Source organism: Desulfosporosinus nitroreducens (assembly GCF_023897015.1).
GTDB lineage: Bacteria > Bacillota > Desulfitobacteriia > Desulfitobacteriales > Desulfitobacteriaceae > Desulfosporosinus > Desulfosporosinus nitroreducens.
Window position 1 is genome coordinate 19,438 of record NZ_JAMHFY010000019.1, and the last position, 25,854, is coordinate 45,291.

Consider the following 25,854-nt stretch of genomic DNA (forward strand, 5'->3'; position numbering starts at 1 on the left):
TCATAATCACCGTTATATAAGGAGAAGTTACGATGAAGAAGAAGCTGCGTATCTTTTTCGTTTGGATATTAGTTTCACTCATTTTTCAATTAGGAGGGCACTCGCTTTTGAACTACCAAGTTCAAAAAGTTATGGGACTGACAGTGGTAGATAGTGAATCACCGATCATATCCCAGCTCAAAGCAATTATCCCTGGTTCTGACCTTACAAATATTCAGGTTTCTTACGCCAAGGATTATTTGGCTTATATGGAAAAGGGTACACTTAAAGTCTTCAACTTAAAAAAGGAGAAAATCGTTTTTGAAAAGAAATCGCCGTCTTCTACGGATAAAACTTTGGGAGTTTTAACGTATCAATGGTTGCCTGATCGAAATATTTTACTCTATTTTTATGCCAAAAAAAACCCTAATGAGGTGACAACCGTTAAAGTGTACCCCTCTAAGACTATCCCTTCAACTCCTTCAATTGAACCGGAAACCGAAGATCCAAACCAAGCGAAAATTGTATCCAAAGAAGTTCCGGCAGAACCGAGGTATGAAAAACGCTATGGAAGTCCACAACTTACTGAACTTTATTCGCTAGAACTCCCGAATAGTGATGAAGATATCGCTCCTGATGATCGTTTAAATTCCTTTGATCCACCGAGTGGGAGTGAAAAGATTTCCGCTGGCGGGAAACTAGAAAAATTTGTTGTCGCAACCTCTACTAATTTAATGTATTTAACTGTCACAAATGGTTCAACACAACAACTTATCAAAATAGACGTTAACAAAAAGGTAAGTACGCTAAGCGAAGCCAGAGAATTTATCGAGAATATGGCGATCTCTGATCGCTTCGCAACACTTTATATTGACAGTAAAGTGGGGGCCGTCCAGCAAGTTGTTGCCTTAAGTGATGGAAAGCGTCAAGTTATCTCTAAAAAGAATGATGACAGAATCTTAGGCGTCAGAAAAGGAAAAGTGTATATCGGAGAAGTAGTAAATAATGAACTTGTAAAGATTAAAACCACTGCTGACCTAAAAATGATGAAGGAGAACCCTTCACTGAAAACCGAATGGGAAGGTTCAATCCCCTTTAATGAAAACGTGCGTGTGCTCATTGGAGTTAAAGGGCAAATAGTCGTCTATGATAATCAAACTGCCTATATCGTTATAGACAGTCACCTCGAAGAGGCCAAATTGCAGGGAGATGAAAATTACGTATCTGTCGATGGCTCAGTGCTTATCCAACTTACTGAAGCAGAAATATCTACCCATGTAGAGTTGAAACCTCTTAAACCATAATCTGTTTTACAAATGATGGCAATACCTCAACTTCATCTAAAATGTATTAAACCTATTTAATTATCTAAGTCCTGCGGGTGGCATGTTAATCTTAAATAATTAATAGATATTTTAGATCTAAAAATATAAATTTTGTCATTAGGCATTAAAGTCTTATTTAAAAATGTCTAATTAAGTAATTTGATTAGAGATTATATTCAAATTCCAGCATAATTAGTATTATCTCTTATCAAATTTTTTTATTCTGAGAAAATAGGTTCGATATTCGTATAAATGGGACACTTTTGTTATTAAAAAGTACGTCAATACGATGCTCATTACGACATACTTCACTTCTTCAAGATGAGATAATTATCCAGATACAAATTGAAGGAGTGTAGCATCAGATGAACAAAAAGATAATGATCTTAATCTTAATCTTTTTCCTATGTAGTTGTATTTTTGTAGGAACTCCAGCTTTTGCAGCTGCTAATAACCTAAGTCCATCTACTGACTCGCCACAGCCTATTAGCACTAATAGGCTGTACGGACAAACAAGATTTGAGACCGCCAAGGTTATCGCTGAGTATTATTGTATCGGAAAGGTTAAGAATGCAGTCCTTTCAACAGGAAACGATTTTGCAGATGCTTTATCGGCAAGTGTCCTAGCCCATGAAAAGGAAGCGCCTATACTATTAGTGGATTCATCGGTTGATAACTCTAAGGATGCTTTTGATTATGTCACTCAACATCTTGATTCAACTGGAACAGTTTATATCATTGGCGGTACTGGAATAATAAGCACGGAATTCGAGACTAAACTTAATGATCTTGGAATCAAAAATGTTATTCGAATTGCTGGTATGGACAGATATGATACATCTTATAAGATAGCCAGTTCACTCCATGATACAGCTGTATCCACAGTAGTGATATCCTCCGGAGAACAATTTTCCGATGCTTTAAGTATCTCCAGTTTTGCAGCTAATAAAGGCTGGCCGATTTTGTTATCTCCCCAGGATGCCTTTCCTCAAGAAATGAAGAACTTTTTACTGGAAAAGAAGCCTTCCAAAGTATACATAACTGGGGGAGAAGGAGTAATCTCTGATAATATAAAATCCGAAATTATCAGTTTGTTACCTCAGGCTGGTGTCGAACGGTTAACGGGACAATCCCAGTTTGATACGAATGTGATCATTGCAGAAACCTTTGCACCTAATCCTTCAACCATATATCTAGCCACAGGTTACAGTTTTGCAGATGCTTTGGCAGGCAGTGTTGTGGCAGCCAAAACAGGAGATCCTATAATATTTATAGACCCCTCAGTACCAACATTGCCAAACTCAACAGCCAGTTACTTTGCTAAATTTTATGCAAATATTTTCAATCCAAGTTTAGTTTCCTTTGGGGGAAACAGAGTGGTAACGGATGAGATAATTAAAAGTTCAAGAGACTTGATATGGGGAACAGCGAAAGAAACTAGCATTTATTCTATAGCGGATATTACAGCAATGGTTACTCAAAATGAAGAGTACTCCTTACCTGCAACTGTTCAGGCTAAGCTTTACAACAGCGATGCTATTGAGGTGCCTGTTCAGTGGAATCCGAAGTTCGGCGATACAAACAAAATTGGGTCAAGTGTTTATGAGGGAGCCGTAGAAGAATATGGTCAAATGATTAAACTTACTCTTACTGTCAAAGAAGCGGTGTCAGTCCCAGTCGCTCAATACTCTACTCACTTTGATTCAAACCAGGTCAATCGTACCAAGAACATTCGCCTTGCTGTAAAGGCTCTTGATGGAAAACTATTGGCACCTGGAGAACGTTTCTCCTTCAACGAGGTTGTGGGAGAACGAACTGCTGAAGCAGGTTATAAAGAGGCAATGGTCATAGTAGGAGACGCCTACACCCCAGGACTCGGGGGCGGAATCTGTCAAGTTTCTTCCACTCTTTACAATGCAGTCACTATTGCTCATTTAGAAATTACTGAAAGGCATCGTCATTCCCTGCCCGTAGATTATGTACCTGCGGGACAGGATGCAACCGTGAGCTTTCCCATCCTTGATTTTAGATTTAGAAACAACACAGACGCTTATATCCTAATCCGCAGTTTCGTAGAAGGGGATACCTTAACCTTTCAGCTTTATAAAAAGGCTGAGAAATAATGGAGTTGTTGCTAAGAAAAGTTGAGGGAGGTCGAGAGGCCTTCCTTAATCTTTTTGGGAATAATCGGTTTTCTAATGCTATTTACGGGGAATGATATTTAATAGGGCTTGGGTTGACACTGTACAAGATAAACAGGAAAGTATACTGTATAAATCTTTTTGTAAGAAGAGGTTTATCCCAAGTAGTGATATAATAAGGACGAAGAAATTATTCTTGGGAGGCAATATGATTCGTATAATTGATAATGGAACGTATCTTGTCAATGGAAAAGACCTCTTAGAGATACGGGAACAAGAAGTTCTATATGATGCTGGCGGTCGTCAGGTGAATATTGAGGATTTTCCGTATGCTAATCAAAACTTTGATCGCCAAAGTGCTCGGAAAAATACCATGTCATTTAACATTCTCACTAACAAAAATACTTCTGGTGATGTTGATAAGTTAAAGATTCGCTTTGATGTCTTGGCTTCTCACGATATTACCTATGTCGGGATTATTCAAACCGCGCGTGCCAGTGGACACCTTGCTGAGTTTCCGATACCCTATGTACTGACAAATTGCCATAACAGTCTTTGTGCTGTCGGCGGGACGATCAATGAGGACGATCACGTTTTTGGCCTTTCGGCTGCCCAAAAATACGGCGGAATCTATGTTCCCGCCCATCAAGCCGTTATCCATCAGTATGTGAGAGAGATGATGACCAGTTGCGGAAGTATGATTCTCGGTTCAGATAGCCACACAAGGTATGGGGCTCTTGGTACGATGGGGATAGGCGAAGGCGGGCCGGAATTAGTAAAACAGCTTTTAGAGAAAACTTACGACATTGCCTTTCCGGAAATCATTGCAGTATACCTTAAAGGTAAACCGCGACATGGAGTGGGGCCGCAGGATGTTGCTCTTTCGATCATTGGTGCGGTGTTTAAGAATGGTTTTGCGAAGAACAAGGTACTGGAGTTTGTAGGACCTGGAATCGCTAATTTATCTGTGGATTACAGGAATGGCATTGATGTCATGACGACAGAAACCACTTGCTTAAGTTCTATTTGGCAAACAGATCAAAGAGTAAAAGAATACTTTGAAATTCATGGACGACCTGAAAGTTATTCTAAACTGGAACCGGGAGAAATCGCTTATTACGATGGAGCGGTTATCGTGGATTTAGACAAAATTGAGCCAATGATTGCTTTACCCTTTCATCCCAGTAATGTTTATACCATTGCCGAGCTGAATAGGAATACCGACGATATTCTGAGGATGATCGAAGTAGAAGGCAGAAAACAGATTGAAAATCCAGCGATTAAGTTTAATCTTACGGAGCATATTGTTGACGGGAGATTGAAGGTTGATCAGGCCATCGTGGCAGGGTGTGCAGGGGGAACTTATGAGAACTTGGTTGATGTTTCATCCATCGTAGACAACCATTTTATTGGCGATGGAAGCTTGTCATTAGGGGTCTATCCGTCTAGTCAACCGATTTATCTTGAATTGGTTAGGAATGGTGCAGCGGCCAAAATGATGACCGCCGGTGCTGTCATTAAAACTGCCTTTTGTGGACCGTGTTTTGGAGCTGGGGATGTACCAGCTAATGGAAGTTTCAGTATAAGACATACTACCCGAAACTTCCTCAACAGAGAAGGCTCTAAACCTGGAGATGGACAGATCTCCTCGGTGGCTCTGATGGATGCTCGATCAATTGCTGCAACTGCAATTAATGGAGGAAATTTAACCCCTGCAACAGACCTCGATTTTTCAGCTGCGGATTTACCGTACAAATTTGATAATAAGATTTACTCTAATAGGATCTATAACGGTTTCAGTAAACCACAGACGGAAAAGGATTTGAAATATGGGCCCAATATTGCCGATTGGCCTACGATGATTGCCCTGCCAGAGAACCTTGTTTTAAAAGTAGCTTCTGTTATTATGGATCCGGTTACCACTACCGATGAATTAATTCCATCCGGGGAAACATCGTCCTACCGTTCCAATCCCCTTAAACTTGCTGAGTTCACATTATCGAGGAAAGATCCCGAATATGTGAGTAAAGCCAAAGAAGTCCAAGCCTTAGAAATCGAACGACAAAGCCTTGTTTCTGGTAAGGGTGATTCGATTTCAACGCATCTTAGAGAAATCTGCCAGGAATTAATAAATAATTCTAATCAACACTTTACAGATATTGAGGATGTGTTGAAGAGGATTGGGATTGGAACTACCATCTATGCAGTAAAACCGGGGGACGGATCAGCTAGGGAGCAGGCTGCATCAAGTCAGAAGGTTTTAGGTGGGTGGGCTAATATAGCCAAAGAATATGCGACAAAACGTTATAGAAGTAATTTGGTTAACTGGGGCATGTTACCTTTTACCATCGAAAGTAATCCTGAAATGATCTTTCATGTTGATGATCTTCTTTTTATTCCTAATATTAAACAAAGAATACTGAATGGGGATGAGAATATTCCTGCGCAGGTGATAAGTTCCAAGGGGATTCAAGAAATTGAATTGTCCTTAAGAAATTTATCCAAAGATGAAAGGGAGATAATTTTAAAAGGATGCTTGATTAACTACTATACAGGGGAATAAATTATCCCAATTATTTAGAACACTGGCTGGATATGGTTGGAATATGCTTCTCCGGCTGGTAATAATAAGGTAGAGTTGTGTAAGGGACCCGTAGACCGCTTAAGAAGCGGTCTACGGTCTTTTTTAGCGTGTACGGCTGATGGCGGTAATATCAGTAACAGAGTATACTTAAGTAATGAGTGATTGGAGGTAGTTACTTTGGGAGATAAAAGCCCTAGAAACAAGGAGAAAAAGAAGAAGAAGGCCGAAAAGAAGGTCGTTCCTATATCTTCTTCGATTGCGCCGGCTAACAAGCCCCAATAATAATTATATTTATGCAGATAAAAATCCAGCTTTTAGCTGGATTTTTTTTGCAGTTGCACTGCTATAGAACTATAATATTACGTTAATTGGATCAAAAGAACTTCATCTAGTAGATGGTCAGCTTGTTCTTGAGCAATTCCTTTGACTTGCATTACCTCACTGATAAACATCCGACGGGCATTGTTTAACATATTTGTGTCTTCTGATCCAAGCTTATTCTTTTGGCTTTTCCGCATTAAATCTCGTATGATTTCAGTTCCTTTATAAATATCGCCAGTCTTTATTTTGCTTTTATTAAGATCCCGGCAATAGCGTTTGTCTTCATAGATAATTGGATCCGTATTACCAAGATGAAAATCGGTAAGAACACTTTCTAAGATGTCGGGCTCCACTATCTGACGAATACCAAGAGCTGAAGCTCTTTCTGTAGGAATCATAACTTGCATATTAATTTGAGGCATATTCAATGTATAGTAAAGCTTCTTTTTTCCTAATACCTCTTTCTCTTCAATGGTTTCAATAATACCTACACCTTGCATTGGATAAAGAACCTTGTCTCCAATTTGAAACATAAATACACCTCCCAAGTTACTTATTTTAAGTATAACACAGTATACGGTAATTAACAAAAGTATATATTACCATATAAAATTAGTTGTTGTCAATAAATAATTAGTAGGATTCGACTATCGTATATTTGCACATTTCGGTTGAATATAAAAAGTATGGAGATATTATGTCCTAACTTCTAAGTTCTTTGTTTAGGAACCTTTGTGGTTTCCCTATCAACGCTTTATCTGGAGGTTGAGGTTGTAGGGTAAAAACGCATCTAAACGATGGTGAAAATTCGGTCGTTTATTTTTAAGACTCTATTAATCAGTCGCTTTTCTATAATTTGGTTTAACCTTTATCAGAGAATATGGTGTAAAATATAGTTATTTGGTGAATCAAGATTATCCCTAGGAGATGGAGGTAAAATGAGTAATACTGGAATTCCTAAATCTTCAGACCCGATATGGCAGCAGAGACTTGATAGGAAACCTGCAGGGATCTACTATTACAGCAGGAAGAAAAAACGGTTAAGGCAGTTATTAACGGGGATGCTCAGTCTCTTTATAATCTTTGGCTTGTGCTTTTTAGGATTTTTGTATGCACCTATCCAACCTTTTGTGGTGCTTCGTGAATTATGGGTGACTAGCGCTATGACGACATTAAATCATCAATACCTAGCCACGTACTTATTTAGCGAGGCGGAGATTCAAAAGATAATGGATAACAACAAGGTTACAGATCTTGGTAACTCAGATCCTTCAAATATTGAAACTCCGGGAACTGGCAACAATACTGGAATGGAACTCATTGATATTAGCCAAAAGGGTTTTAAAGGTTATCTGCTCAAAATTAAGGATCCTGGACGTGTCAAGGTGGCGGCAACGAGTCATCTTGGCAAGATGGGAGCAAAAGCTGAAGATATCGCCAAAGAGAATGGAGCAATTGCAGTCATTAATGGAGGTGCATTTGAAGATCCAGAGGGTAAAGGCAACGGCGGTCAACCTTTGGGCATCCTCATCTCGGACGGTCATATTCTCCATAAAGACCCAGTCTCATCATTCAATATCATTGGGTTAAATCGTGACGATGTTTTGGTCCTTGGTCATTATACTCTGAATCAAATCAAACAGATGGATATAAGGGATGCCGTCACGTTCAGCCCCTTCCTTGTCGTCGATGGTAAACCATCTATTACCCATGGAGACGGGGGATGGGGTATTGCCCCCAGGACAGCGATAGGACAGACGAAGGAGGGCAGTATTTTAATGCTGGTGATAGATGGCCGTCAGATTGGGTCCCTGGGTGCTACCCTTAAAGATGTCCAGGATATTATGCTTGAAAACGGTGCCTATAATGTTGCTAATCTTGATGGCGGATCCTCAACGGTTCTTTACTACAATGGCAAGATAGTTAATCACCCCTCGAGTCAGTATGGTGAACGCCATGCGCCGTCCTTTTTTATTGTGAAATAATGTAGATTCAATTCCCTTTGGACTATTGAGAGTCCGTATAAGACCTGCCTTCTATAGAGTGGCAGGTCTTTTTTATCAGCCAGAAAGCATAAACTCTTCTTTACATACTTTCTGGAAGGTCCCTCCTTGGGTAAAAGTGTGTTTTTTTGTCTAGAATTGTATAAATTCACAAGAGGTGTTTACGCTATATGAATACAGGTTTAAACGGTTGCTTTGTTTTGTATTTGTATCTTTTATCAACATTTCAGAATTTAGGATATCAAATACAAACAAGATTACCTTCCACTGGGGTATTCCGATGGAAGATTTTCATTGAGATACGCACAAAGGGATTGTGGAAGCATAGTTTTGTAAACTGTAAAGTACCACAGGATCAGTGACATAATATACATTACTTGAACCAGAGTTTTGAAAACATGGAGGATAATAGTGAACACCTATAATGAAGTTTTTACACGATTAGTTAAAGCATCCTACAATGATAATCTTGAGCAAGAGATCAAAGAAATTGAAGCAAGCGGGAATGAAACTACGAAGGAATACATTTATTATGCCATGGGGAATGGTGACCAGGATAAAGTAGTTTTTCAAATTAACGATTGTGAAGGGTCATGCACAGGCGAAAAACATAACTGTGAAACGGCATGTATTTTTAATGCCATTGTTCGGGATATGGAAGGAAAAGTAGTAATTCAAGATCGGAACTGTGTTCACTGTGGGCACTGTATCGATTCGTGTTCACTCAATAATCTAATCGACAAGAAAGAATTTATACCTTTAATTGATCTACTGAGGAAAAAAGAGACCCCTGTTTATGCGATTGTAGCCCCTGCCATTATTGGACAGTTTGGAGATCGTGTTACGATGGGTCAACTTCGAGCTGCGTTTAAACATCTTGGCTTTTACGGGATGGTGGAAGTTGCGTTATTTGCTGATATCCTAAGCCTAAAAGAAGCTCTTGAATTTGATCGTACAGTTCATACAGATGAAGATTTTGTTTTAACCAGTTGTTGCTGTCCAATCTGGGTAGGTATGGTAAAACGAGTTTATCATACCTTAATTCCTCATATCTTACCCTCCGTATCTCCTATGGTTGCTTGTGGTCGGGGAATTAAACGACTTCATCCCGAAGCGAAGGTAGTCTTTATTGGGCCTTGTATTGCCAAAAAGGCAGAGGCCAAAGAACAAGATATCAAGGACGCCGTCGATGCCGTTCTGACCTTTGAAGAAGTAAATCAAATCTTCGAGGCGACCGGAATCAACCCAGCAGATATGGAGGATATTCCTAGCGGACATTCTTCCACTGGCGGACGGATTTATGCCCGTACTGCCGGTGTAACAAAAGCTATTTCGGATACTCTGGATCAACTTAGACCAGACAAGCCTATTCGGATCAAGGCGGTCCAAGCCAATGGGATCCAGGAGTGTAAAGAGCTCCTGCGTTCGATTAACAGCGGAGATATTCAGGCGAATTTTTATGAGGGAATGGGATGTGTTGGTGGATGTGTTGGCGGCCCCAAAGCGCTCCTGAAATCTGAATTAGGAACTATCCATGTTAATACCTATGGTCTTTTAGCGAAAGCCCATACTCCCTTGAATAACCCCTATATTCTAGAACTGCTTAACCGTCTTAATATAGAGGATATCAATAGTTTACTTGAAGGAGAATCTGCTGCAATTTTTCAACGGGATTTTGACAAATAAAGCAGGCATTACTTCCAGGTTATGATATACATAATTCTGTTATGAATGTTTTATTTTTTAAAGTTAACAGTGGATTTTTTGAATCCATTAAAAACCTAGAAAACAGCCGTATTGATATGCTCCCCTTGTGGTAGACAGTTTAAAAAATAAAACTGTTTATTGCAAGGAGGAGTTTTCTAGGTTTCAGGACTATCCCCTCCAGTATAATCAAATCTCAATTAATTTGATTATAAGTTATATTTTCTACTAGAGGTGACAGAATAGTAAGTCACTTGATATAATTAATTAAGTCCGTAAGAATTTGAAGGTTCTGTAAGGAGGATTAACAAATTCCAGGTACGTGAGAGGTTTGAGATTTACTTGTGAATATGGATGCTTTTGTTAGAGAGGGGTGGCTATATGCGTTCATTAGTGCTGTAGGTGTTCTAGCTTTAATTCTTTCTTTCTTCTTAAACGTTGATGACAAAAAGATGGTAATAGTTTGTTTGTTTGTAGTTCGTTTAATTCCAATTGTATTATCAGGCTTTATGTCCGGGGCCTATATAAGCGGTGATAGAATTAGAGCAAATTATTCCGATTCTCAGGGGTTTGTTAATCGTTCAAGAAGAGGGACTGGTTTGTTTTTATTTGGATCACCATTAGTGGTGGCAGCAATAGCAATTTCATTTTTTTAGTAAAGGATAAGTGACGAAAAAGTTTTTTAAGATTAGCGAGACCAACGTGTCAAATTATAATTAACTCTGTTTGGTAACTTTGGTAAATATTTGCCTGTTTCCTTTCAAATAGTTTTTGTTTATTGAGAAAAACTAAGCTATATCATTGAAAGGAGATTTGAAATATGAAGTTGTTACATAGCCTTGATCGGGTTTCCAAGTTTATAAGTTCAGGGAAGAAAATGAGAGACTCAATACCTATTGGGTTTATCAGCGGGCTAATGGGGACGATTGCCATGGATTTAAGCAATTTGATGTTCAAGAAAACAGGAGTAAGCGAAAAAACTTATGCAGAGTTTGCCGGATCAATTTTAATGAGACCTTCTAGGTTGCTTTTCAAGGAAAATCGAATTTTAGGTCAAATATTACACCTTATAACGGGTTCAATTATTGGTATACCCTTATTTACTGTTTTAAAGAAAACAGGTAAAGATAATCACCTATTTAAAGGAGCGATATATGGTACCTTTACTTGGGAACTTCTTTACTCTTTTGGGTTGAGATACAATGTATTTAGATCAAAGGCCTACTCGACAAGCACGCATATGACTACTTTAATTGATAATCTAGTCTATGGCTTTGTTTCGTCGGCTACTATGATATTCCTTACGGATCACGCAGTTTTACCCAAAGGCAGTGACAAGCAATTAGAGACTCAGATGGAAGGTGAAATACCGAAGGTGAATGATAATCGAATAGAGGATTCCTTTTACAACTACGAGGATGAAGTGAGACTCCATTAGTGTTCGAAAACAATGTAGCTCTTTTTAGATGAAGGGCTACATAATAATTATAAATAGGCTTATACATTATGAGAGATACCTCTTTTACCGAGGTATCTCTCATAATTTGTTATTTTTTGGCGAATAGTCGCAAGTCAAAATAGCTAACCGATTTTAGGCCAATCTTGTACTCCTGTATCCTCAATGATTCCCAAGGTGACATCAGTAACATCCTTAGACGCTAACAGTTGATCACGAATTCTTGATTTAATACCATCAGCCTCTGCCAAGGTTAATCCTGGGAGCAGTTCAATGTAGCTTTCAACATGATAGAATCGCCCCTCTTGAAGAATACGCATTTTATTAATATCTGTCACTTCGGGCACTGATAAGATAATTTTTGATACGTTATCTTCAACTTCCTTGGGAGCAGACACGCCGATAAGTCCGACCATATTGTCATATCCAACTCGAAAGGCAACTCCCCCCATCATGAGGCCAATGATGATGGCAGCAATGCCATCAAAGACCTTAATCGGAGTAAAGCGGGTCATTAGGATTGCTACTAAGGCTAGAATTGCCCCCGATGTGGCGACGAGATCTTCGTAAAAGACGAGGCGAGTTGCAGGAGAGGCGCGGTTTACATTTTTGAGTGCTATCGAGAGGCTAAGGCCCTTCCCTTTCGTCTGAGTTTCTTTCACAATCTCGTGCATAGCCTTAAGTAAGACGTATCCGTCAATGACTATAGAGGCACCCAAACTTAAAATAATAAGCCAGATACTCCCAATGGATGCGGGATGTTGGATCAAATGAATTCCTTCCAGTACCGTTTCATAGGCCATGAGGGTGATGACGATCACAGCCCCCATGCAGAAAACATTGATCAGGCGTCCGAAGCCAGACGGAAAACGGAGTGTTGGTTTTCGTTCTGCAAGAATGCTGCCGATAAAAACAAAAAATTGATTAACTGCATCAGCACCTGTGTGCATTGCTTCTGCGAACATAGCACCGCTGCCGCTTAAGAAAGCGGCTATTCCTTTAAAAATGACCAGGAATAGGTTGCCGAGTACTGCGTATAAAGAGGAGGCATTTCCTTTTTTGATAAGTTCCCAGATTTTCTTCATTAAATCCACACCATTCAATGCTTTTCAATTATCTTCCCATAAATTTTGGAAGTTTATTCTCCTGGTCGTGACAGAGAAGAAAAAGTATACATACCTTATAATAATTCCATTGAGTATTGAAAGTGGTGATGATAATGAAGCTATATTTGGCATTGGGTGATTCAATTACTGCAGGGTATGGAGTGGAAAGTCCCTTTTCCTTTCCAAATGTATATGCCAGTTTCCTAAGAAGGCATAACCCTGATTTAAGTATGCTTAATTTTGGGATAAATGGTTTAACAACTAGTGGTTTGCTTAATCTGTTAAATACTAATCAAAGGCTCAGACATTCACTGGCCCAGGCTTTCTTAATTACACTTACAATAGGCTCCAATGATTTGCTTCGTCTGATCGGAAATCCCAATCAACCAATAAAAACATCTCAGTTACCCATTATTCAAGGCAATATGAGCAAAACTCTTATGCAAATTGGACAAGAGATACGTCTTCTTAATCCGGTAGCAACGGTAAAAGTAGCCACTCTTTATAACCCCTTGCCTGCAGGGCCCTACGCCTATTACTACGCACAAGTTCAAGGAATTATTGACAATGCTAATGCTATGATTGTCATGTGGGCTAAACATTATGGATTTATCGTTGTGAATTTAGATCGTGAGATCAAAGGGAAAGAATCGTTGTTTATCGGACAGGATCATGCGCACCCCAGTGCGGCAGGTTATCAAATGATTGCTAAAGCGTTTGCTCGGTAGTAGGTTTATTGTAAAGGATCTTTGTAACGTTTTATTGAATAATAACCATAGACGCCTACCGATCCAAAGAGAAGAGCACCTATCAATAAGGCAAGCAAGAAGCGACTGGGGTTTTCAGTCAGCTGCCAAAAATCATGTCCTATCCAAGATTCCCAAACAATCATTGGGATTTTACCAATAAGTGAGGCGGTTAAAAACGCCGGAAAGGTCATCAAGGATAACCCGGCGGCATAGTTGACCGCTGCTGAGGGAAGAATCGGAATCATTCGTGAGATAAGGATAATCGAAAAGCTGTTTCCCTCGATCAGGGCTGCCCATTTCCCCAACTTGCCTATCTTTGGCTGAGCCCATTCTTGTCCGAGAGTACGGGCAAGGAAAAAGCCTGCTGAGGCACCTAACAAACTCCCGCCAAGGGAAAGCAGAAAACCACTAAACCAACCGAAAACCAGGGTATTTACCCCGGCGACTAAGGCAAAGGGTACAACTGGAAAGAGTGCCAGAAGTGCAATAATTAACAAGTCTACGAATATGCTGAGCCATCCCCACTGGGTGACAAATAACTGTAAATCAGCGGGGTTTTGGAGTTTGGGATAAAGAATAATTACAAAAGTTAGGGAGACCACTATGGTAAAGAAAGAAAAATGTTTTTTAGTCAAGGGGTCACCTTCCTTAAGAAACGGCATGCTATAACAACGCATGCCGTTCTTTTATCAATTCCGAGAGGCCCACTTCAAGTGAGTGTTCCTTATTCTACTTCGGTGACGATAGTCTCCGCCGGAGACTATCGTACTGGAGACCTGCGTCACGGAAGTCTCGATGTCAGCTTTAGCCAAACGAGTTCACTTCTGTGGCACTAAATCCTTCGTCCTTCGTTAGTAATCCTCAGGCGGTTAGATTCTATGGATTATTCACCTTCTATGATGTTCACAAGACATTAGGTCACTGGGGATTAATGTTATGGGGGTTAGGAACCGAAGTCTTTAGCTTCACGAGTTTACCGTGTTTTACAAGGTGAAGAGACGTATACCGTTCAGAGGGGGGGAGATGTCGCTTAAATTTAAAACGGAATTCTTGAATTGAGGCCATCTTATCAGCAAACATGACGAGAAAGGCTTCCTTGCTGCGTGGCAAGCGGAGGGTGAGCGGCCACATATGACTTAAAATAATGTCTTTTTCCTTTTCGCTGAGTTCAAAACAACGTTCTGCATTCTGACAAGCAATGCGGGGATGACGAAAGCCATGCCAACGTGATCCGTCCGGCCTGAGCTTATGCCAATCATACAGGAAAAAGTCGTGAAGGAGGGCGCCGCGAGTAATTGCATGGGTATCTAATTTAACTTTCTTTTCAAGACGGATGGACCAGTTATAGGCTATCTGGGCAACTCGGAGCGAGTGTTCAAGAGTAGTGAAGGGCCGATGATGGGTAAATAAGGCCAACTGCTGATACTCTTCGTGGTTTAGAATGTCCTCGACATGCTCGGATAAATTCAATGGTTTCACCTTCCTAGTCAAGTGAGTGAGAGTCGTTTTCCCCATCGGGATTATAGAATTTCTTACGTTGTTGTTTCAAGAAGTGTTCCAGGGCTTCTTGCTTGGCATACAGTAAATTCATTTTTTTATGTACAGTATGACGCATTTTAGGATAGGTATGCAGGAGTCGGTAAAATGGAGAACAAGCTATATGGAACGTTGGAAGTTCCAATCGCTCATATCGTTCTTGGAATACAGACACAAAGTGTTCCAAGCGCCGAAGCAACAGGGTAGAGTTAATAAGATCCCAGATGACATAGGCTGTCAGGATGACAGCAAAAACAGCACGGACGGGAGAGGGTATTAACTGCATTTGGACTTGAACCGCAGGGTTGACGATTTGATAAAACAAAAGACCTAAGACGCCCCAGAGCAAGCTGAAGGGAAGCGCTATCCGTCCGTGAAGATTAAAGGAAACAGAGTGATAGTCCCAAAGTTGCAGATGAAAGAAACGTTCGAAATACCAACCAGCGAAATACTCTAGCAAGGTACTCAAAAAGACAAACCAAGCAAATTGCCACAGCCAATTGACGTTACCTAAGAGACCGGAAGTCCATATTACCATTATTGAAAAAAATCCATAAATCGGAAGAAAAGGACCGGCAAGAAATCCCGGGTTCACCAGTCTGCGTTGGGTAATGGAGCGGTATATGGTTTCCATAACCCAGCCTGCAAAAGCGTAAATCGAGAAAGTGAGGACAAAGTTTGTCAGCATGGTCACCCTTTCCGTACTTAATTAAAACATTATGTATGATATATAGTTTAACCGAAAAGGGCTTTATTGTACATTTATATCCTTGTGCACAAGCATATAATTCTTAATGCTTTTTGATTCTATCCCTATTTTTAGTATTCTATGAACGATATTAGGATGCTTGGATCAGTCGCCGATTTATGAATGTCCGAGAAGATTTTTGTGTTTGCAGTTGGATGATTAATGATAATTTAAATGTAAGATGTCCTCCATAAGATAATCTATTCCTTTGGCAGGACTAGGGATCTTCACGCCGATAGTTTCCAAGAAGGCCATACCAAAGGCGATTGATAGGAGAATTGAAAATACTGTTAATTCTCGCCAATGTTTTTTCCTAATCAGACTTGGGACCTCAAAGAGGATGACCCCTACGAAAACACACACTAACAAAAATATCATCTGGATTAGTTCCTTCCGTTTCTTTGGGGTAATTTTCGCAGTTTAGCTACAATTAAGGATATCAGAGGAATAACAATATAAATATGCATACTTAAGATTGGAGTGATATACATTGTTGAATAGCTAAATTGCATTCTGGAATCATACGATATGAGAGATAAAGATATACCTATGATGCCAATAGGGATAACTACCGGCAGGTATGATCGCATCTTTGTGATTTGAGCTACGCTCAAAACAGCAGCATAATAAAAAACACTGGTAATAATAAACAGCAAAAGTATTTGGGCCATTGACACTAAAACTTCTAACCGAGAAATAATTTTTCCAATATTGATTAAGCTTACTGCTAGTAAAGAAGGGGATGTTACTATTTCACTAAGGGGTCCCAGTGCTGCTATGTTACGTATCGTACCAGTTAACAGTATCAATCCGCCACTAATAATTCCCAATAGGACGGACCTTTTTGCTTGTTTTGGCTTGTTCATGTAAGGAATCACCATCAAAAAAACTAGTACTTCGCAAACAGAAATATGCATTATTATATTAGTGCTTTGAATAAAATCCTCTAGCGGAATTTCAAAAACGGGTAAGAAATTAGTAAACTCCATGTTTTTTAGCAAAAGTGCAAACGTTAAGAGAATAATAATTCCCGGAATAAAGACGAAAATCACACTTATTCTGGCAATAACCTCGATCCCTTTGCGTACCGCCCAGGCGCAGATGAAAGTAAACATAGTCATAATTACGATGATCGGAGTTTCAGGCATAATAAACGTCAGCACAAAATCACCGATAAACCAGAGGTATCCGGATAATGAAATTATAAAGAAATAGATATATTGCAAGGAAACCAACTTGCCAAAGTAGGGTCCGTAAATAAGATCATTGATTTCAATTATGTTTTTGCCCGGAAATTTGCTTGCAAGTGCAATGTAAATCAGTACTATAAATACTCCAATGATAAAGGCTGCTATCAAAGCTAGCCAGGTATCATGTTTGGAAATTGAATAGGCAAAGGATAATGGGAAGAGTCCTCCCTGTATAAAACAGCTTATCAAAAACATCAATTGGGAACTCGATATTTCTCCTCTTTCAAGTCTCATCTGAAATTATTACTCCTTTTCTGGTGGTGCGGCAGGTGGTCCTAAGTTACCGGATCTGCGTAATTTAGCCTTAACAAGAATCTCTACTTCAAGATCGGGGAAAATTTTATCCCAGTCGTCTTTCATCTCCTCCCACTCCTTGGGGTGTTTTTTATGTATAACCTCTCCAAAACCGAAGACATCTGCATTAAGCTTTTTGGCCTTGCTTAGAGCAGATTCTATTTCATCTTTTATAGCCTCATTTTTTTTCTCTTCTAACGCTGCAACCGCGTCAGGGGATACTAAACTTGCTGTACAGGATTGATCGCCAATATTCCCCTCTTCTTTGACATCGATTTTTATGTAGGGCTTATTATTTATTATTTCTGAGGTAATTTTACTTTTGGCATTAATGATTTCTAAACTAACTGTACCTTCTTGGTCTGGACATTCAATATCAATAATGCCACTCTTTACTTCATTAATGACCCATAATAGGCCTCGAGTTTCCTCTTTGTTCATTTGACCAATTAATTTATCGCGTTTAAAAACTGCTGTGCCGGAAACTTCCAATTCCTTATTATCAGCTTTTCCTTTAATACTAATGATTGGAGCAATCGGTGCAGTTGTCGGACTCATTATGCGAGTAACAAACTGATTTAGCCGAATAACAATTGTCTGTGAGTTTGCAGCTTGTGAATCCATTAAATCTGAAACACCGACCGAGGGAATTTTTTCTAGGTGTGATTTTACACTTAAGATATCACTTGACTTATCTTCCGCGACCAACATTAATACCTCTAAACGGGTTTCCTGGTCTCTAAGAAGGAAATCAAGGTATTCTTGAATTCCCTGTTTGGCAAGAGATTGACCAAAGATAATGATTTGATTATGTGGAAAATACAATTTGCGGCTTGTTCTATGCGTAAAGCCTCTAATTGTTGAAAACATGCTCTCCCCTGAGTTCTTGACATTCCAATAAGCACCGCCACCACTGCTGCTGCTTCCGGCGCCACCTTCCTCAGGAGTACTCGATTTGAGCTCAGACGTTTTTATTATTTGCGTTGTAATTTCTAATTTATCAGTACCCTCGGCTTTGTCTATGCCTACGCCCATGACAATTCCTAAGGCAGGCAACTCACGACGATTCCAACAACCTGTTGTGCCTAGAGTGAGAATTATAATTATTAGCGGTGTGACGATAATCTTGATAAGCCCTTTCATAATTAACCTCTATCTAAAAGAATTATTTTGACTGAGTATCTTCTTCTAAGGGAGGACTGGGTTTCAAACGGAATTCCTGACGTTTAGGATCATGCCAACCGATCGTTCTAGGACGGGCTATCATTGCCCATAGTGGTGCTCTTATAAAGGAATCTTTTAAATCACTCACACTAAGGGGAGCGAGAGGGGACAAATAAGGAGTACCAAAGGATCTTAAGGAAGTTAAATGAATTAAGAGTCCAATAAAACCGATCATAATTCCGAAGCCTCCTGAAAAACCAGCTAAGATAACAAAGAGTATTCGCAGTATTCCTCCAGAGTCCGTTTGGGCTGGAACCACAAAACTTGCTACGGCAGTCAAGGCAACCACGATTACCATAGGTGCTCCAATTAGTCCTGCGGTCACAGCGGATTGTCCAATAACCAAAGCCCCCACAATGCTAACTGCTTGGCCAACAGGCCTTGGTAATCTTACACCAGCCTCTCTTAATATCTCAAAAACAACTCCCATACCCATGGCTTCTACCAATGCTGGGAAAGGTACTCCCTCCTGCGCTGCCGCCATACTAAACAACAGTGGGGTAGGAATCAATTCCTGATGAAAAGTTGTTAAGGCTACATAAGTTGCAGGGGCAAAGATACTAATTGCGTAAGCTAAATATCTAATCATTCGTATAAAGCTTACAAAATATGGTCTGGAATAATAATCTTCAGAGCACTGAAAGCTTTCAATCAGAAGCATTGGAACAGTGAGGACAAATGGAGTGCCATCTATTAGAATGGCTACACGTCCCTCCAGGATTTTGGCAGCTGCTGAATCGGGTTTTTCTGTATTTGCCACGGTAGAAAATATGGAAAAAGGGGCATCTTCAACAAATTGTTCTATGTAACCGGACTCCAAAATTGAGTCGGTTTTAATATCATTTAACCTTCGTTTAATTTCCTCAATGAGCAAAGGATTAGCGAGGCCTTTTATATAGGCAATACTAACACTTGTTTTAGTACGCTGACCGATTTTCATGGATTCTATTGTTAAATCCGAATTCTTTATTTTACGCCTTAATAAGGTAGTATTTGTCAGTAAGCTTTCTATAAAGCCTTCGCGCGGTCCCCGGACAACAGATTCGGTTTTAGGTTCATCGACACTACGGGACTTCCAGTCCGCGGTCATGATCATTAAAGCCTCATGACAATTATTGACCAACAGAATAGTCGAACCTGACAGACAGCTATCGAGTATTTCATCGATATTAACAGATTTATTGACTTCTCCCACCGAAAGCATGGTTGTTCTAATCATCTCGACATCGTCAAGTTTTGGTGCTGAATTAATTGAAAGACGTGATTCAAACATTAAAGGCTTTAGGATACTCTCATTAATAATCGTCGGATCTGTCATTCCACTTAGATATATTAAGGCAGCATTGACTTGCCGCTGCCTGTCAAAAGTGAATTCTCGTATTACAACATCATAATTGTTTCCTATAACGCCTTTGATAAGGTCCAGGTTTGTTTTAAGGCTTTGAGAAAGGTTAGTTAGGGTATTTGGGCCATCTTGTGAAGGTTCTTGTTTATTACGTTCAAGGGCGTTTTGGCACAGTAACTTTAAAAATTTTGATTTTTTAATTAGATAACGAAGCACTACCCCCATCCCTTTCCTATAGTCTTCTTATTAATATCACCAATGTAGGCTGAAGTTATTTACTGTTTAACGAAGAAGGATAATTGCTTAAAAAATAATAAAGAAAAGCACATGGAAAAATTGACATGGCTTAACCGTATTAGAAAAGAAAAGAAAAGAAAAGAAAAGAAAAGAAAGGGAAGGGAAGGGTAAATTTCAAACAGTTCTTATTTATTATAATATTTAGAAAATTTAAAGGATTTAGAATTGATGCGTCGAATATCTTTCAGATAGTTGCCGCCTTATCTTTTTTACTTAAGTATTGTCTAAGAGAGAATGCCACAGATGATAATGCATGTATACTGCCAGAAATAGACCCTTTTTTCACACGCGAATTTCAAAGAGTTGATTTAAGCAAATCTCCATTGATTCCCTAGCAGTCATGAATGCATTACGAAAATTTTAGGAAAGGATGGTGAAGTCAATTAAGTAGCAAATAGCCTGCTATGAATTGTAAAAATACTAAGATTTTTTAGTTAGAATCGCAGCTGTTGAATTTGTGGGTTGCCAAGAGTGTTTAAGAGGTTTGCCTGAAAGGTATCCAGATATCACAACGGAGTCAAGAATGCCCTGGATAACTTGATTCTAATACTTAAAAAGTATTAAGGGGTTGGTTTAATATGAAACAATATAAAATACTGACTATCAATTTCGGATCGACCTCAAGTAAACTGGCCTATTATGTCAACGAAGAATGTAAATTGAAAACATCGTTGGACCATTCGGTACAAGAACTGTCGGTGTTTGGTGATGTATTGGAGCAAGATGGTTACCGCCGCGCTGCAATTGAAAGATTTCTTAAGGACAACGGTCTTAATTTTAATGAGCTCGATGTAGTTGCTGCACGTGGCGGGCACACCAAGCCTCTAGAAGGCGGAGTATATAAAATCGACGAAAACATGTTGGAACAACAGGCCTCAGGTTTGTATGGGAGACATGCTTGCGATGTTGGCAGCAAAATTGCTTACAAGATGGCGGAAGGAACTAATGTTCTTCCAGTGGTAGTTGATCCGCCTGTAACGGATGAATTTATTGAAGAAGCCCGTTTATCCGGACATCCGGAGCTACCGCGTGAGAGTCGGTTTCATGCCTTGAACCACCGGGCGACAGGCAAGCGTTTTGCCCATGATACTGGCAAAAAATATGAGGATTTGAATCTTATTGTTGCTCATATGGGCGGTGGCATTACAGTTGCAGCACATCGCAAGGGTAAAATGATTGATGCCACAAATGGCATTGATGGTGATGGTCCATTTTCTACTAACCGGACAGGGGGGCTACCAGTAGGCTCTTTGGTCAATTTGTGTTTTTCGGGACGATACAGCCATAAAGAAATTAAAAAAATGCTCAATGGAGAAGGTGGTTTAACCGCTTACCTTAAGGAGAATGATGTGTGGACGGTTGAAGAGAAAGCGGCCGAAGACAGTTATTTCGCGTTGTGTTTAGAAGGAATGATCTATCAGACCTGCAAGGAAATTGCGGCCATGGGGGCTGTACTGGAAGGTAATGTCGATGCCGTTATTATTACGGGGGGGATTGCCAATTCGAAAAAAATTACCGCAAGGATGAAAGAGAGAATTGGGTTTGTTGCACCAGTTATCTTTTACCCTGGTGAGAATGAAATGGATGCCTTAGCTCTTGGGGCACTGGAAGTTCTTAAAGGTAATGAGCCCCTTAAAACTGTATCAGTATAGGAGGAGAAAAGATGGGGTTTGCTGATTTTAGTGAGATTTTAACATGGCTTAAAGCTAACAATATTTCAAAAAAAGCTGCGGTAGCGGCGGCTCATGACTTAGATGCACTGTCCTCTGTTGTTGCTGCCAAGCGTGAAGGGATTCTTGAGTCCATCCTAGTTGGGGATGGAGAAAAGATACGGAATTTTTTAGCAGAATTGGGGGAAGACGCAACAGCTTGGGAAATCATTGAAGAAAAGGATGATGCCAAGGCTGCCCAGATAGTCGCTCAACTTGTTGCCGATAAAAAAGCAGATATGCCAATGAAAGGTTTATTGCAGACAGCCACTTTTATGAAGGCTGTTCTTAATAAAGATATGGGGATGATTAGTGATAAGGCAATCATTAGTCAATCAACTATCTTCCATTATAAACAAGAAAATCGACTGATGTTGGTCACTGATTGCGCTATTAATGTTGCTCCCGATTACAGTATGAAAGTACAGATTGTTCAAAATGCCGTAAAGTTATGCCATCAGTTGGGAATTGAAAAACCAAAAGTTGCAATTGTGGCGCCGCTTGAACAAGTTAATCCGAATATACAGTCCACTGTTGATGCAGCTATGTTGACAATTGCCAATATGCGCGGGCAGATTAAAGGCTGTTTTGTGGACGGACCGCTAGGTTTTGACAATGCAGTTTCTCTTGAAGCGGTACAGCATAAAGGGATAAAAAGCGAAGTTGCCGGTCGTGCGGATGTATTAGTTATGCCCGATTTGGCAGCAGGCAATATATTAGATAAATCATTGAGATACTTTTCTGGATATACGGCAGCGGGGGTAGTGTCTGGCGCCAACGTGCCACTGATATTTACATCCAGAACCGATACAGCGGAAAATAAGCTTAATTCTATTGTAGTTTCAGTACTTCAAGCGTTGAAAAAGGATGTTGTATAGGCATTGATTTTGAATATATTCCTTTTGATGGAATAACAAGGAACACCCACTTAATAGTGGGTGTTCGAACGTAGATAAAAGTATTTTGCAGCAAACAGAAAAACGGGTATCAAATAAATCAGATGAAGGCCACGATGGTTTTGTCTGGGATATGGGCGAATGGTAAAGCGTCAGTAAAGGAGCGCTTGGGAGCACTATCATTTAGATACGTGCCTTTTTGTGTTAATTATTTGTTTTACCCGTAATGTCCGTTGTAATCTCTTTATTGTAGCGCAGAGAAGCATCCAATAATGCTTTAAGGGTGTTGATTATCTTAGGAAGGGAAAAGCGGCCAATAAACAGACAACTTCAGAAAGCTCAATTATTGCTCCGTAAAGGTCACCAGTTAATCCCCCTAATAGGGAGGAAATCCTAGCAGCCCAAAGGGTTACAGCAAGGACACAGACTCCAAAAGCGATAAGGCCGGCAAATGAAGCTAGATAAAAGGAGGCTCCTAGAACTAACCCCCCACTGAAAAGAAACGGAAGCCAGCGGGTTGTCTCATGAATGCCTTTTCCCAGCCCTTGGGGGCGGGCATAAGGAAACCCGACCATCCCAATCTGAAATACCCAGCGTGAGAGCATGGGCATAACCAGGAGGATGGGAAACTGAGAGGGTGTCAGACTGGCGAGCAAGGAGAATTTCAGGAGCAGTAAGCCAAAGAGAGCCATACAGGCGTGAGCCCCAATCCTACTGTCCTTCATGATCTCCAGAATGCGTTCAGGACTTCGGGCGGACAATAAACCATCCATACTATCCATGAACCCATCGAGATGGAGCCCTCCTGTAAGCATTAACTCTGCAACCAACAAGAGAGCACCCAGAACCAAGGGGGGGAAGTAAAGAGTTAACCCTTTCGCCAGAAGCCAGAGAATGAGTCCTATGACAAGTCCGACCAAGGGATAATAACGATAACTACGTGAAAATTCTTCAGAGGTAATTTCAACTTTAGGTGCAGGCAAAGGGAGTCGAGTCAAAAAGGTAAGTGCAATTAGAAAGCTACGCAAATTAATCACTCCTTGAGCAGGGAAGCAAGCAACTTTTCGCCGGAGTGTTTTATCTCCATGGGGATACCTGCCACGACTACATATACATCATCAGCGCTTGAAGCTAGAATTTGGTTGCTTCGTCCGGCTAAATCCCGGTAAGCTCGGGCTAAAGGATTTTCAGGAACAATTCCTTGGCCGACTTCGTTGGAGACAAAGATGACTTGCGGTTTGATTTCTCGAGCTAGATGGGCAACGTTCTTCACCACATCCAAGATCTGAGGTTCAAGCAAGTTATTGAAGGCATCATGGCCGTTTTCCAGGTCTATCGAGAATTCTTCCCCGCCAGGGCAGGAAGGGGTCGCGGGTTGTGATTGACCTGCCAAGAGCAGATTAGTAAGCCAAAGGGTGACACAATCAAGGAGAATGACCCCATCTTCATCTTTAAGTTGAAGCAAAGTTTCACGGATATTGATAGGTTCTTCGATTAGTCGCCAATGGGGTGGACGTTGCAGTTGGTGCTTTTTGACGCGGAGGGCCATTTCTTCGTCCCAAATCTGAGCGGTCGCAATGTAAATGACCGGACGCTTGGCCTGAGCGGCAAGAAGTTCTGCAAAGGAGCTTTTGCCGCTTCGAGCACCGCCTGTAACTAGTGTAAATTGAGACATAGCATTCATCGACTCCCATGTTTTTGTGATTAAGACAAGAATAAGACATGAATAAGGCTTGTATTCCTGTATTCCATTGATTTAGATTGATTTTTCACTGACTCCGGCATCAGCGAAGGTGGCCATTTCCTCAAGAATATGAAGAGCGGCTTCAACTAAGTAAAAGGTTAAGGCAGCACCTGTTCCTTCTCCCAGTCTCATATTTAAGTTAAGTACAGGATCCAGACCCAGGCCTGCTAAAGCATTGCGATGGCCTATTTCGACGGAGCCATGAGAGGGAATCATATAGGCAACGCTTTTGGGGGCAAGTTTGGCCGCAATAAGTGCGCCGGCAGTCGAGATAAACCCGTCTACTACTATCGGAACATTGCTGGCAGCAGCTTGAAGGATTGAACCAGCAATCGCTGCGATTTCCAAGCCCCCTACTTTGGCTAGTACATCGAGGGCGTTTGTTGTGTCCGGCTGATTGACCTCAATAGCTTTTTCAATAGCTCGGCGTTTTCGGATGACTCCTGCGTCATCAATTCCGGTTCCACGTCCAACTACCTCTTCAATGGAGGAATTTGTGAAGAGGGCGACGATGGCTGAACTGGGGGTGGTATTACCAATTCCCAGCTCACCTGTGGCAAAGAGGTTATATCCTTCACGTATCTTTTCCTCGGCGACTTTGGCTCCAACGAGAAGAGCCTGGAGAGCTTCATGTCGGGACATTGCCGGACCTTTAGACATGTTCTGAGTTCCGTTGGCGACTCGCTGATGAATAATGTTTCCATCTATGGGGAAGGCAATACCGACATCCGTTAAAAAAACCTCTGCATTCGCTTGGCGAGAAAGGACATTGATAGCGGCGCCGCCATTCATAATATTGTAGGCCATTTGAGGAGTTACTTCCTGCGGAAAGGCACTTACCCCTTCTTCGACAACGCCATGATCTCCTGCCATTAGGAGGACGGCTTTCTTCTGAATTTTAGGGTTGGAGGTTCGTTGGATGCCGCCAAGCTGTTTGGCTAAATGTTCTAATTGGCCTAGGCTTCCCTGAGGCTTTGTAAGTGAATCTAAGCGCACTTGAATTTGGGCCATAGCTTCTTCGTCGAGATCTAAGATGTTTGCAGTAAGTTCTTCTAATCGAGCATAGAGTTGATCTTCCGTAAAGTTTTTCATGTAATTTCCTCCTCTAATAATATCGCATTTTGTAAAATAGGAAAGTCCCGACCACAAAAAAATCTGTGGTCGGGACTTTACCGTCATCACCGCCGCTTTCCACACTATGGAAAGACGTAACATCTTAGGCAGGTCTCCTGGCTATCGAATCATCGCTTAACTCGTCACCTTCCCAGCTAAACCAGTGGTTGACGAAGCTCATCGAGTACAGTGGTGGGTCCGCGTCGGTTTTGTACCGAACTTCCCTATTCTCCCCAAAGGGGCACCTAAAATGGAAATATTTTTTTCTTTTAGAATAGCACAACTTTTTTTTAATCTCAAGGAAAATTTAAGAGAATTTGCGAGAATTAT

The 25,854-nt window shown here is 40.6% G+C and carries 23 protein-coding genes and 1 riboswitch; of the genes, 11 read left to right on the top strand and 12 right to left on the bottom strand.

The window, feature by feature from the left end; genetic code table 11:
• The first annotated feature begins 32 nt into the window (after nucleotides 1-32).
• From M8E35_RS18265 to M8E35_RS18275, 3 genes are all read left to right on the top strand, one after another.
• Nucleotides 33-1,283 (top strand): hypothetical protein, encoded by a 1,251-nt coding sequence (locus M8E35_RS18265; RefSeq protein WP_252470984.1) that lies wholly within the window; start codon nucleotides 33-35, stop codon nucleotides 1,281-1,283.
• Between the two features lie 386 nt (nucleotides 1,284-1,669).
• Nucleotides 1,670-3,427, top strand: coding sequence for a cell wall-binding repeat-containing protein (locus M8E35_RS18270; protein WP_252470986.1), 1,758 nt, complete (start codon nucleotides 1,670-1,672; stop codon nucleotides 3,425-3,427).
• 226 nt (nucleotides 3,428-3,653) lie between these two features.
• On the top strand, nucleotides 3,654-6,008 hold the full coding sequence (locus M8E35_RS18275) for a hydratase (RefSeq protein ID WP_252470988.1): 2,355 nt from the start codon (nucleotides 3,654-3,656) through the stop codon (nucleotides 6,006-6,008).
• 380 nt (nucleotides 6,009-6,388) lie between these two features.
• Here M8E35_RS18275 and M8E35_RS18280 read toward each other — a convergent pair whose 3' ends face one another.
• Entirely contained in the window at nucleotides 6,389-6,883 is a 495-nt protein-coding gene (locus tag M8E35_RS18280) for a CarD family transcriptional regulator (RefSeq protein ID WP_252470990.1), read from the bottom strand.
• A 405-nt stretch (nucleotides 6,884-7,288) separates the two neighbouring features.
• On the opposite strand from M8E35_RS18280, the gene M8E35_RS18285 reads away from it, so the two are divergent.
• The 4 genes from M8E35_RS18285 (at nucleotide 7,289) to M8E35_RS18300 (ending at nucleotide 11,495) form a co-directional block, all read left to right on the top strand.
• On the top strand, nucleotides 7,289-8,335 hold the full coding sequence (locus M8E35_RS18285) for a phosphodiester glycosidase family protein (protein WP_252470992.1): 1,047 nt from the start codon (nucleotides 7,289-7,291) through the stop codon (nucleotides 8,333-8,335).
• Nucleotides 8,336-8,764: 429 nt separating this feature from the next.
• Nucleotides 8,765-10,039 (top strand): [Fe-Fe] hydrogenase large subunit C-terminal domain-containing protein, encoded by a 1,275-nt coding sequence (locus M8E35_RS18290; RefSeq protein WP_373887462.1) that lies wholly within the window; start codon nucleotides 8,765-8,767, stop codon nucleotides 10,037-10,039.
• 368 nt (nucleotides 10,040-10,407) lie between these two features.
• Nucleotides 10,408-10,713 (top strand): DUF5316 family protein, encoded by a 306-nt coding sequence (locus M8E35_RS18295; RefSeq protein WP_252471129.1) that lies wholly within the window; start codon nucleotides 10,408-10,410, stop codon nucleotides 10,711-10,713.
• Between the two features lie 164 nt (nucleotides 10,714-10,877).
• On the top strand, nucleotides 10,878-11,495 hold the full coding sequence (locus M8E35_RS18300; protein WP_252470994.1) for a DUF6789 family protein: 618 nt from the start codon (nucleotides 10,878-10,880) through the stop codon (nucleotides 11,493-11,495).
• Between the two features lie 143 nt (nucleotides 11,496-11,638).
• Here M8E35_RS18300 and M8E35_RS18305 read toward each other — a convergent pair whose 3' ends face one another.
• Nucleotides 11,639-12,598, bottom strand: coding sequence for a cation diffusion facilitator family transporter (locus M8E35_RS18305; RefSeq protein WP_252470996.1), 960 nt, complete (start codon nucleotides 12,596-12,598; stop codon nucleotides 11,639-11,641).
• A 134-nt stretch (nucleotides 12,599-12,732) separates the two neighbouring features.
• Between M8E35_RS18305 and M8E35_RS18310 the strand changes: the two genes are divergently transcribed.
• Nucleotides 12,733-13,347, top strand: a complete 615-nt coding sequence (locus M8E35_RS18310; protein WP_252470998.1) for an SGNH/GDSL hydrolase family protein — start codon at nucleotides 12,733-12,735, stop codon at nucleotides 13,345-13,347.
• 5 nt (nucleotides 13,348-13,352) lie between these two features.
• On the opposite strand, the gene M8E35_RS18315 is transcribed toward M8E35_RS18310, so the two are convergent.
• Nucleotides 13,353-14,003, bottom strand: a complete 651-nt coding sequence (locus tag M8E35_RS18315) for a TVP38/TMEM64 family protein (protein WP_252471000.1) — start codon at nucleotides 14,001-14,003, stop codon at nucleotides 13,353-13,355.
• A 78-nt stretch (nucleotides 14,004-14,081) separates the two neighbouring features.
• Here M8E35_RS18315 and M8E35_RS26570 point away from each other — a divergent pair, with 78 nt between their 5' ends.
• A complete protein-coding gene (locus M8E35_RS26570) occupies nucleotides 14,082-14,204 on the top strand; it encodes a hypothetical protein (protein WP_289710910.1) in 123 nt (40 codons plus the stop codon).
• 82 nt (nucleotides 14,205-14,286) lie between these two features.
• Here the strand turns inward: M8E35_RS26570 and M8E35_RS18320 are convergent, their stop codons facing one another.
• From M8E35_RS18320 to M8E35_RS18345, 6 genes are all read right to left on the bottom strand, one after another.
• Nucleotides 14,287-14,838, bottom strand: a complete 552-nt coding sequence (locus M8E35_RS18320) for an HD domain-containing protein (protein WP_252471002.1) — start codon at nucleotides 14,836-14,838, stop codon at nucleotides 14,287-14,289.
• A gap of 13 nt (nucleotides 14,839-14,851) precedes the next feature.
• Complete coding sequence (locus M8E35_RS18325) at nucleotides 14,852-15,538, bottom strand: putative ABC transporter permease (protein ID WP_252471004.1); 687 nt, start codon at nucleotides 15,536-15,538, stop codon at nucleotides 14,852-14,854.
• 273 nt (nucleotides 15,539-15,811) lie between these two features.
• Nucleotides 15,812-16,030, bottom strand: a complete 219-nt coding sequence (locus tag M8E35_RS18330) for a hypothetical protein (RefSeq protein WP_252471006.1) — start codon at nucleotides 16,028-16,030, stop codon at nucleotides 15,812-15,814.
• Between the two features lie 5 nt (nucleotides 16,031-16,035).
• Complete coding sequence (locus tag M8E35_RS18335) at nucleotides 16,036-17,136, bottom strand: GerAB/ArcD/ProY family transporter (protein WP_252471008.1); 1,101 nt, start codon at nucleotides 17,134-17,136, stop codon at nucleotides 16,036-16,038.
• A gap of 9 nt (nucleotides 17,137-17,145) precedes the next feature.
• Nucleotides 17,146-18,339, bottom strand: coding sequence for a Ger(x)C family spore germination protein (locus tag M8E35_RS18340; protein ID WP_252471010.1), 1,194 nt, complete (start codon nucleotides 18,337-18,339; stop codon nucleotides 17,146-17,148).
• Nucleotides 18,340-18,361: 22 nt separating this feature from the next.
• Entirely contained in the window at nucleotides 18,362-19,981 is a 1,620-nt protein-coding gene (locus M8E35_RS18345) for a spore germination protein (protein ID WP_373887463.1), read from the bottom strand.
• 659 nt (nucleotides 19,982-20,640) lie between these two features.
• Between M8E35_RS18345 and buk the strand changes: the two genes are divergently transcribed.
• Complete coding sequence (gene buk / locus M8E35_RS18350) at nucleotides 20,641-21,714, top strand: butyrate kinase (protein WP_252471014.1); 1,074 nt, start codon at nucleotides 20,641-20,643, stop codon at nucleotides 21,712-21,714.
• Nucleotides 21,715-21,725: 11 nt separating this feature from the next.
• Nucleotides 21,726-22,649, top strand: coding sequence for a bifunctional enoyl-CoA hydratase/phosphate acetyltransferase (locus M8E35_RS18355; protein ID WP_252471016.1), 924 nt, complete (start codon nucleotides 21,726-21,728; stop codon nucleotides 22,647-22,649).
• 308 nt (nucleotides 22,650-22,957) lie between these two features.
• Here M8E35_RS18355 and cobS read toward each other — a convergent pair whose 3' ends face one another.
• The 3 genes from cobS to cobT all read right to left on the bottom strand — a co-directional run bounded on the left by cobS (nucleotide 22,958) and on the right by cobT (nucleotide 25,503).
• Entirely contained in the window at nucleotides 22,958-23,695 is a 738-nt protein-coding gene (gene cobS, locus M8E35_RS18360) for an adenosylcobinamide-GDP ribazoletransferase (RefSeq protein WP_252471018.1), read from the bottom strand.
• Between the two features lie 5 nt (nucleotides 23,696-23,700).
• On the bottom strand, nucleotides 23,701-24,342 hold the full coding sequence (gene cobU, locus M8E35_RS18365; protein WP_252471020.1) for a bifunctional adenosylcobinamide kinase/adenosylcobinamide-phosphate guanylyltransferase: 642 nt from the start codon (nucleotides 24,340-24,342) through the stop codon (nucleotides 23,701-23,703).
• Between the two features lie 81 nt (nucleotides 24,343-24,423).
• Nucleotides 24,424-25,503 carry a nicotinate-nucleotide--dimethylbenzimidazole phosphoribosyltransferase gene (gene cobT, locus M8E35_RS18370; protein ID WP_252471022.1) on the bottom strand — a complete coding sequence of 360 codons (1,080 nt, stop codon included), beginning with the start codon at nucleotides 25,501-25,503 and terminating at the stop codon, nucleotides 24,424-24,426.
• A 110-nt stretch (nucleotides 25,504-25,613) separates the two neighbouring features.
• Nucleotides 25,614-25,788: riboswitch (cobalamin riboswitch) on the bottom strand.
• Between the last annotated feature and the right edge of the window lie 66 nt (nucleotides 25,789-25,854).

Coding starts and splice junctions, on each gene's coding strand:
- M8E35_RS18265 (WP_252470984.1), top strand. CDS start 33: ATGAAGAAGAAGCTGCGTATCTTTTTCGTTTGGATATTAGTTTCACTC.
- M8E35_RS18270 (WP_252470986.1), top strand. CDS start 1,670: ATGAACAAAAAGATAATGATCTTAATCTTAATCTTTTTCCTATGTAGT.
- M8E35_RS18275 (WP_252470988.1), top strand. CDS start 3,654: ATGATTCGTATAATTGATAATGGAACGTATCTTGTCAATGGAAAAGAC.
- M8E35_RS18280 (WP_252470990.1), bottom strand. CDS start 6,883: ATGTTTCAAATTGGAGACAAGGTTCTTTATCCAATGCAAGGTGTAGGT.
- M8E35_RS18285 (WP_252470992.1), top strand. CDS start 7,289: ATGAGTAATACTGGAATTCCTAAATCTTCAGACCCGATATGGCAGCAG.
- M8E35_RS18295 (WP_252471129.1), top strand. CDS start 10,408: ATGGATGCTTTTGTTAGAGAGGGGTGGCTATATGCGTTCATTAGTGCT.
- M8E35_RS18300 (WP_252470994.1), top strand. CDS start 10,878: ATGAAGTTGTTACATAGCCTTGATCGGGTTTCCAAGTTTATAAGTTCA.
- M8E35_RS18305 (WP_252470996.1), bottom strand. CDS start 12,598: ATGAAGAAAATCTGGGAACTTATCAAAAAAGGAAATGCCTCCTCTTTA.
- M8E35_RS18310 (WP_252470998.1), top strand. CDS start 12,733: ATGAAGCTATATTTGGCATTGGGTGATTCAATTACTGCAGGGTATGGA.
- M8E35_RS18325 (WP_252471004.1), bottom strand. CDS start 15,538: ATGGAAACCATATACCGCTCCATTACCCAACGCAGACTGGTGAACCCG.
- M8E35_RS18330 (WP_252471006.1), bottom strand. CDS start 16,030: ATGATATTTTTGTTAGTGTGTGTTTTCGTAGGGGTCATCCTCTTTGAG.
- M8E35_RS18335 (WP_252471008.1), bottom strand. CDS start 17,136: ATGAGACTTGAAAGAGGAGAAATATCGAGTTCCCAATTGATGTTTTTG.
- M8E35_RS18340 (WP_252471010.1), bottom strand. CDS start 18,339: ATGAAAGGGCTTATCAAGATTATCGTCACACCGCTAATAATTATAATT.
- buk (WP_252471014.1), top strand. CDS start 20,641: ATGAAACAATATAAAATACTGACTATCAATTTCGGATCGACCTCAAGT.
- M8E35_RS18355 (WP_252471016.1), top strand. CDS start 21,726: ATGGGGTTTGCTGATTTTAGTGAGATTTTAACATGGCTTAAAGCTAAC.
- cobU (WP_252471020.1), bottom strand. CDS start 24,342: ATGTCTCAATTTACACTAGTTACAGGCGGTGCTCGAAGCGGCAAAAGC.
- cobT (WP_252471022.1), bottom strand. CDS start 25,503: ATGAAAAACTTTACGGAAGATCAACTCTATGCTCGATTAGAAGAACTT.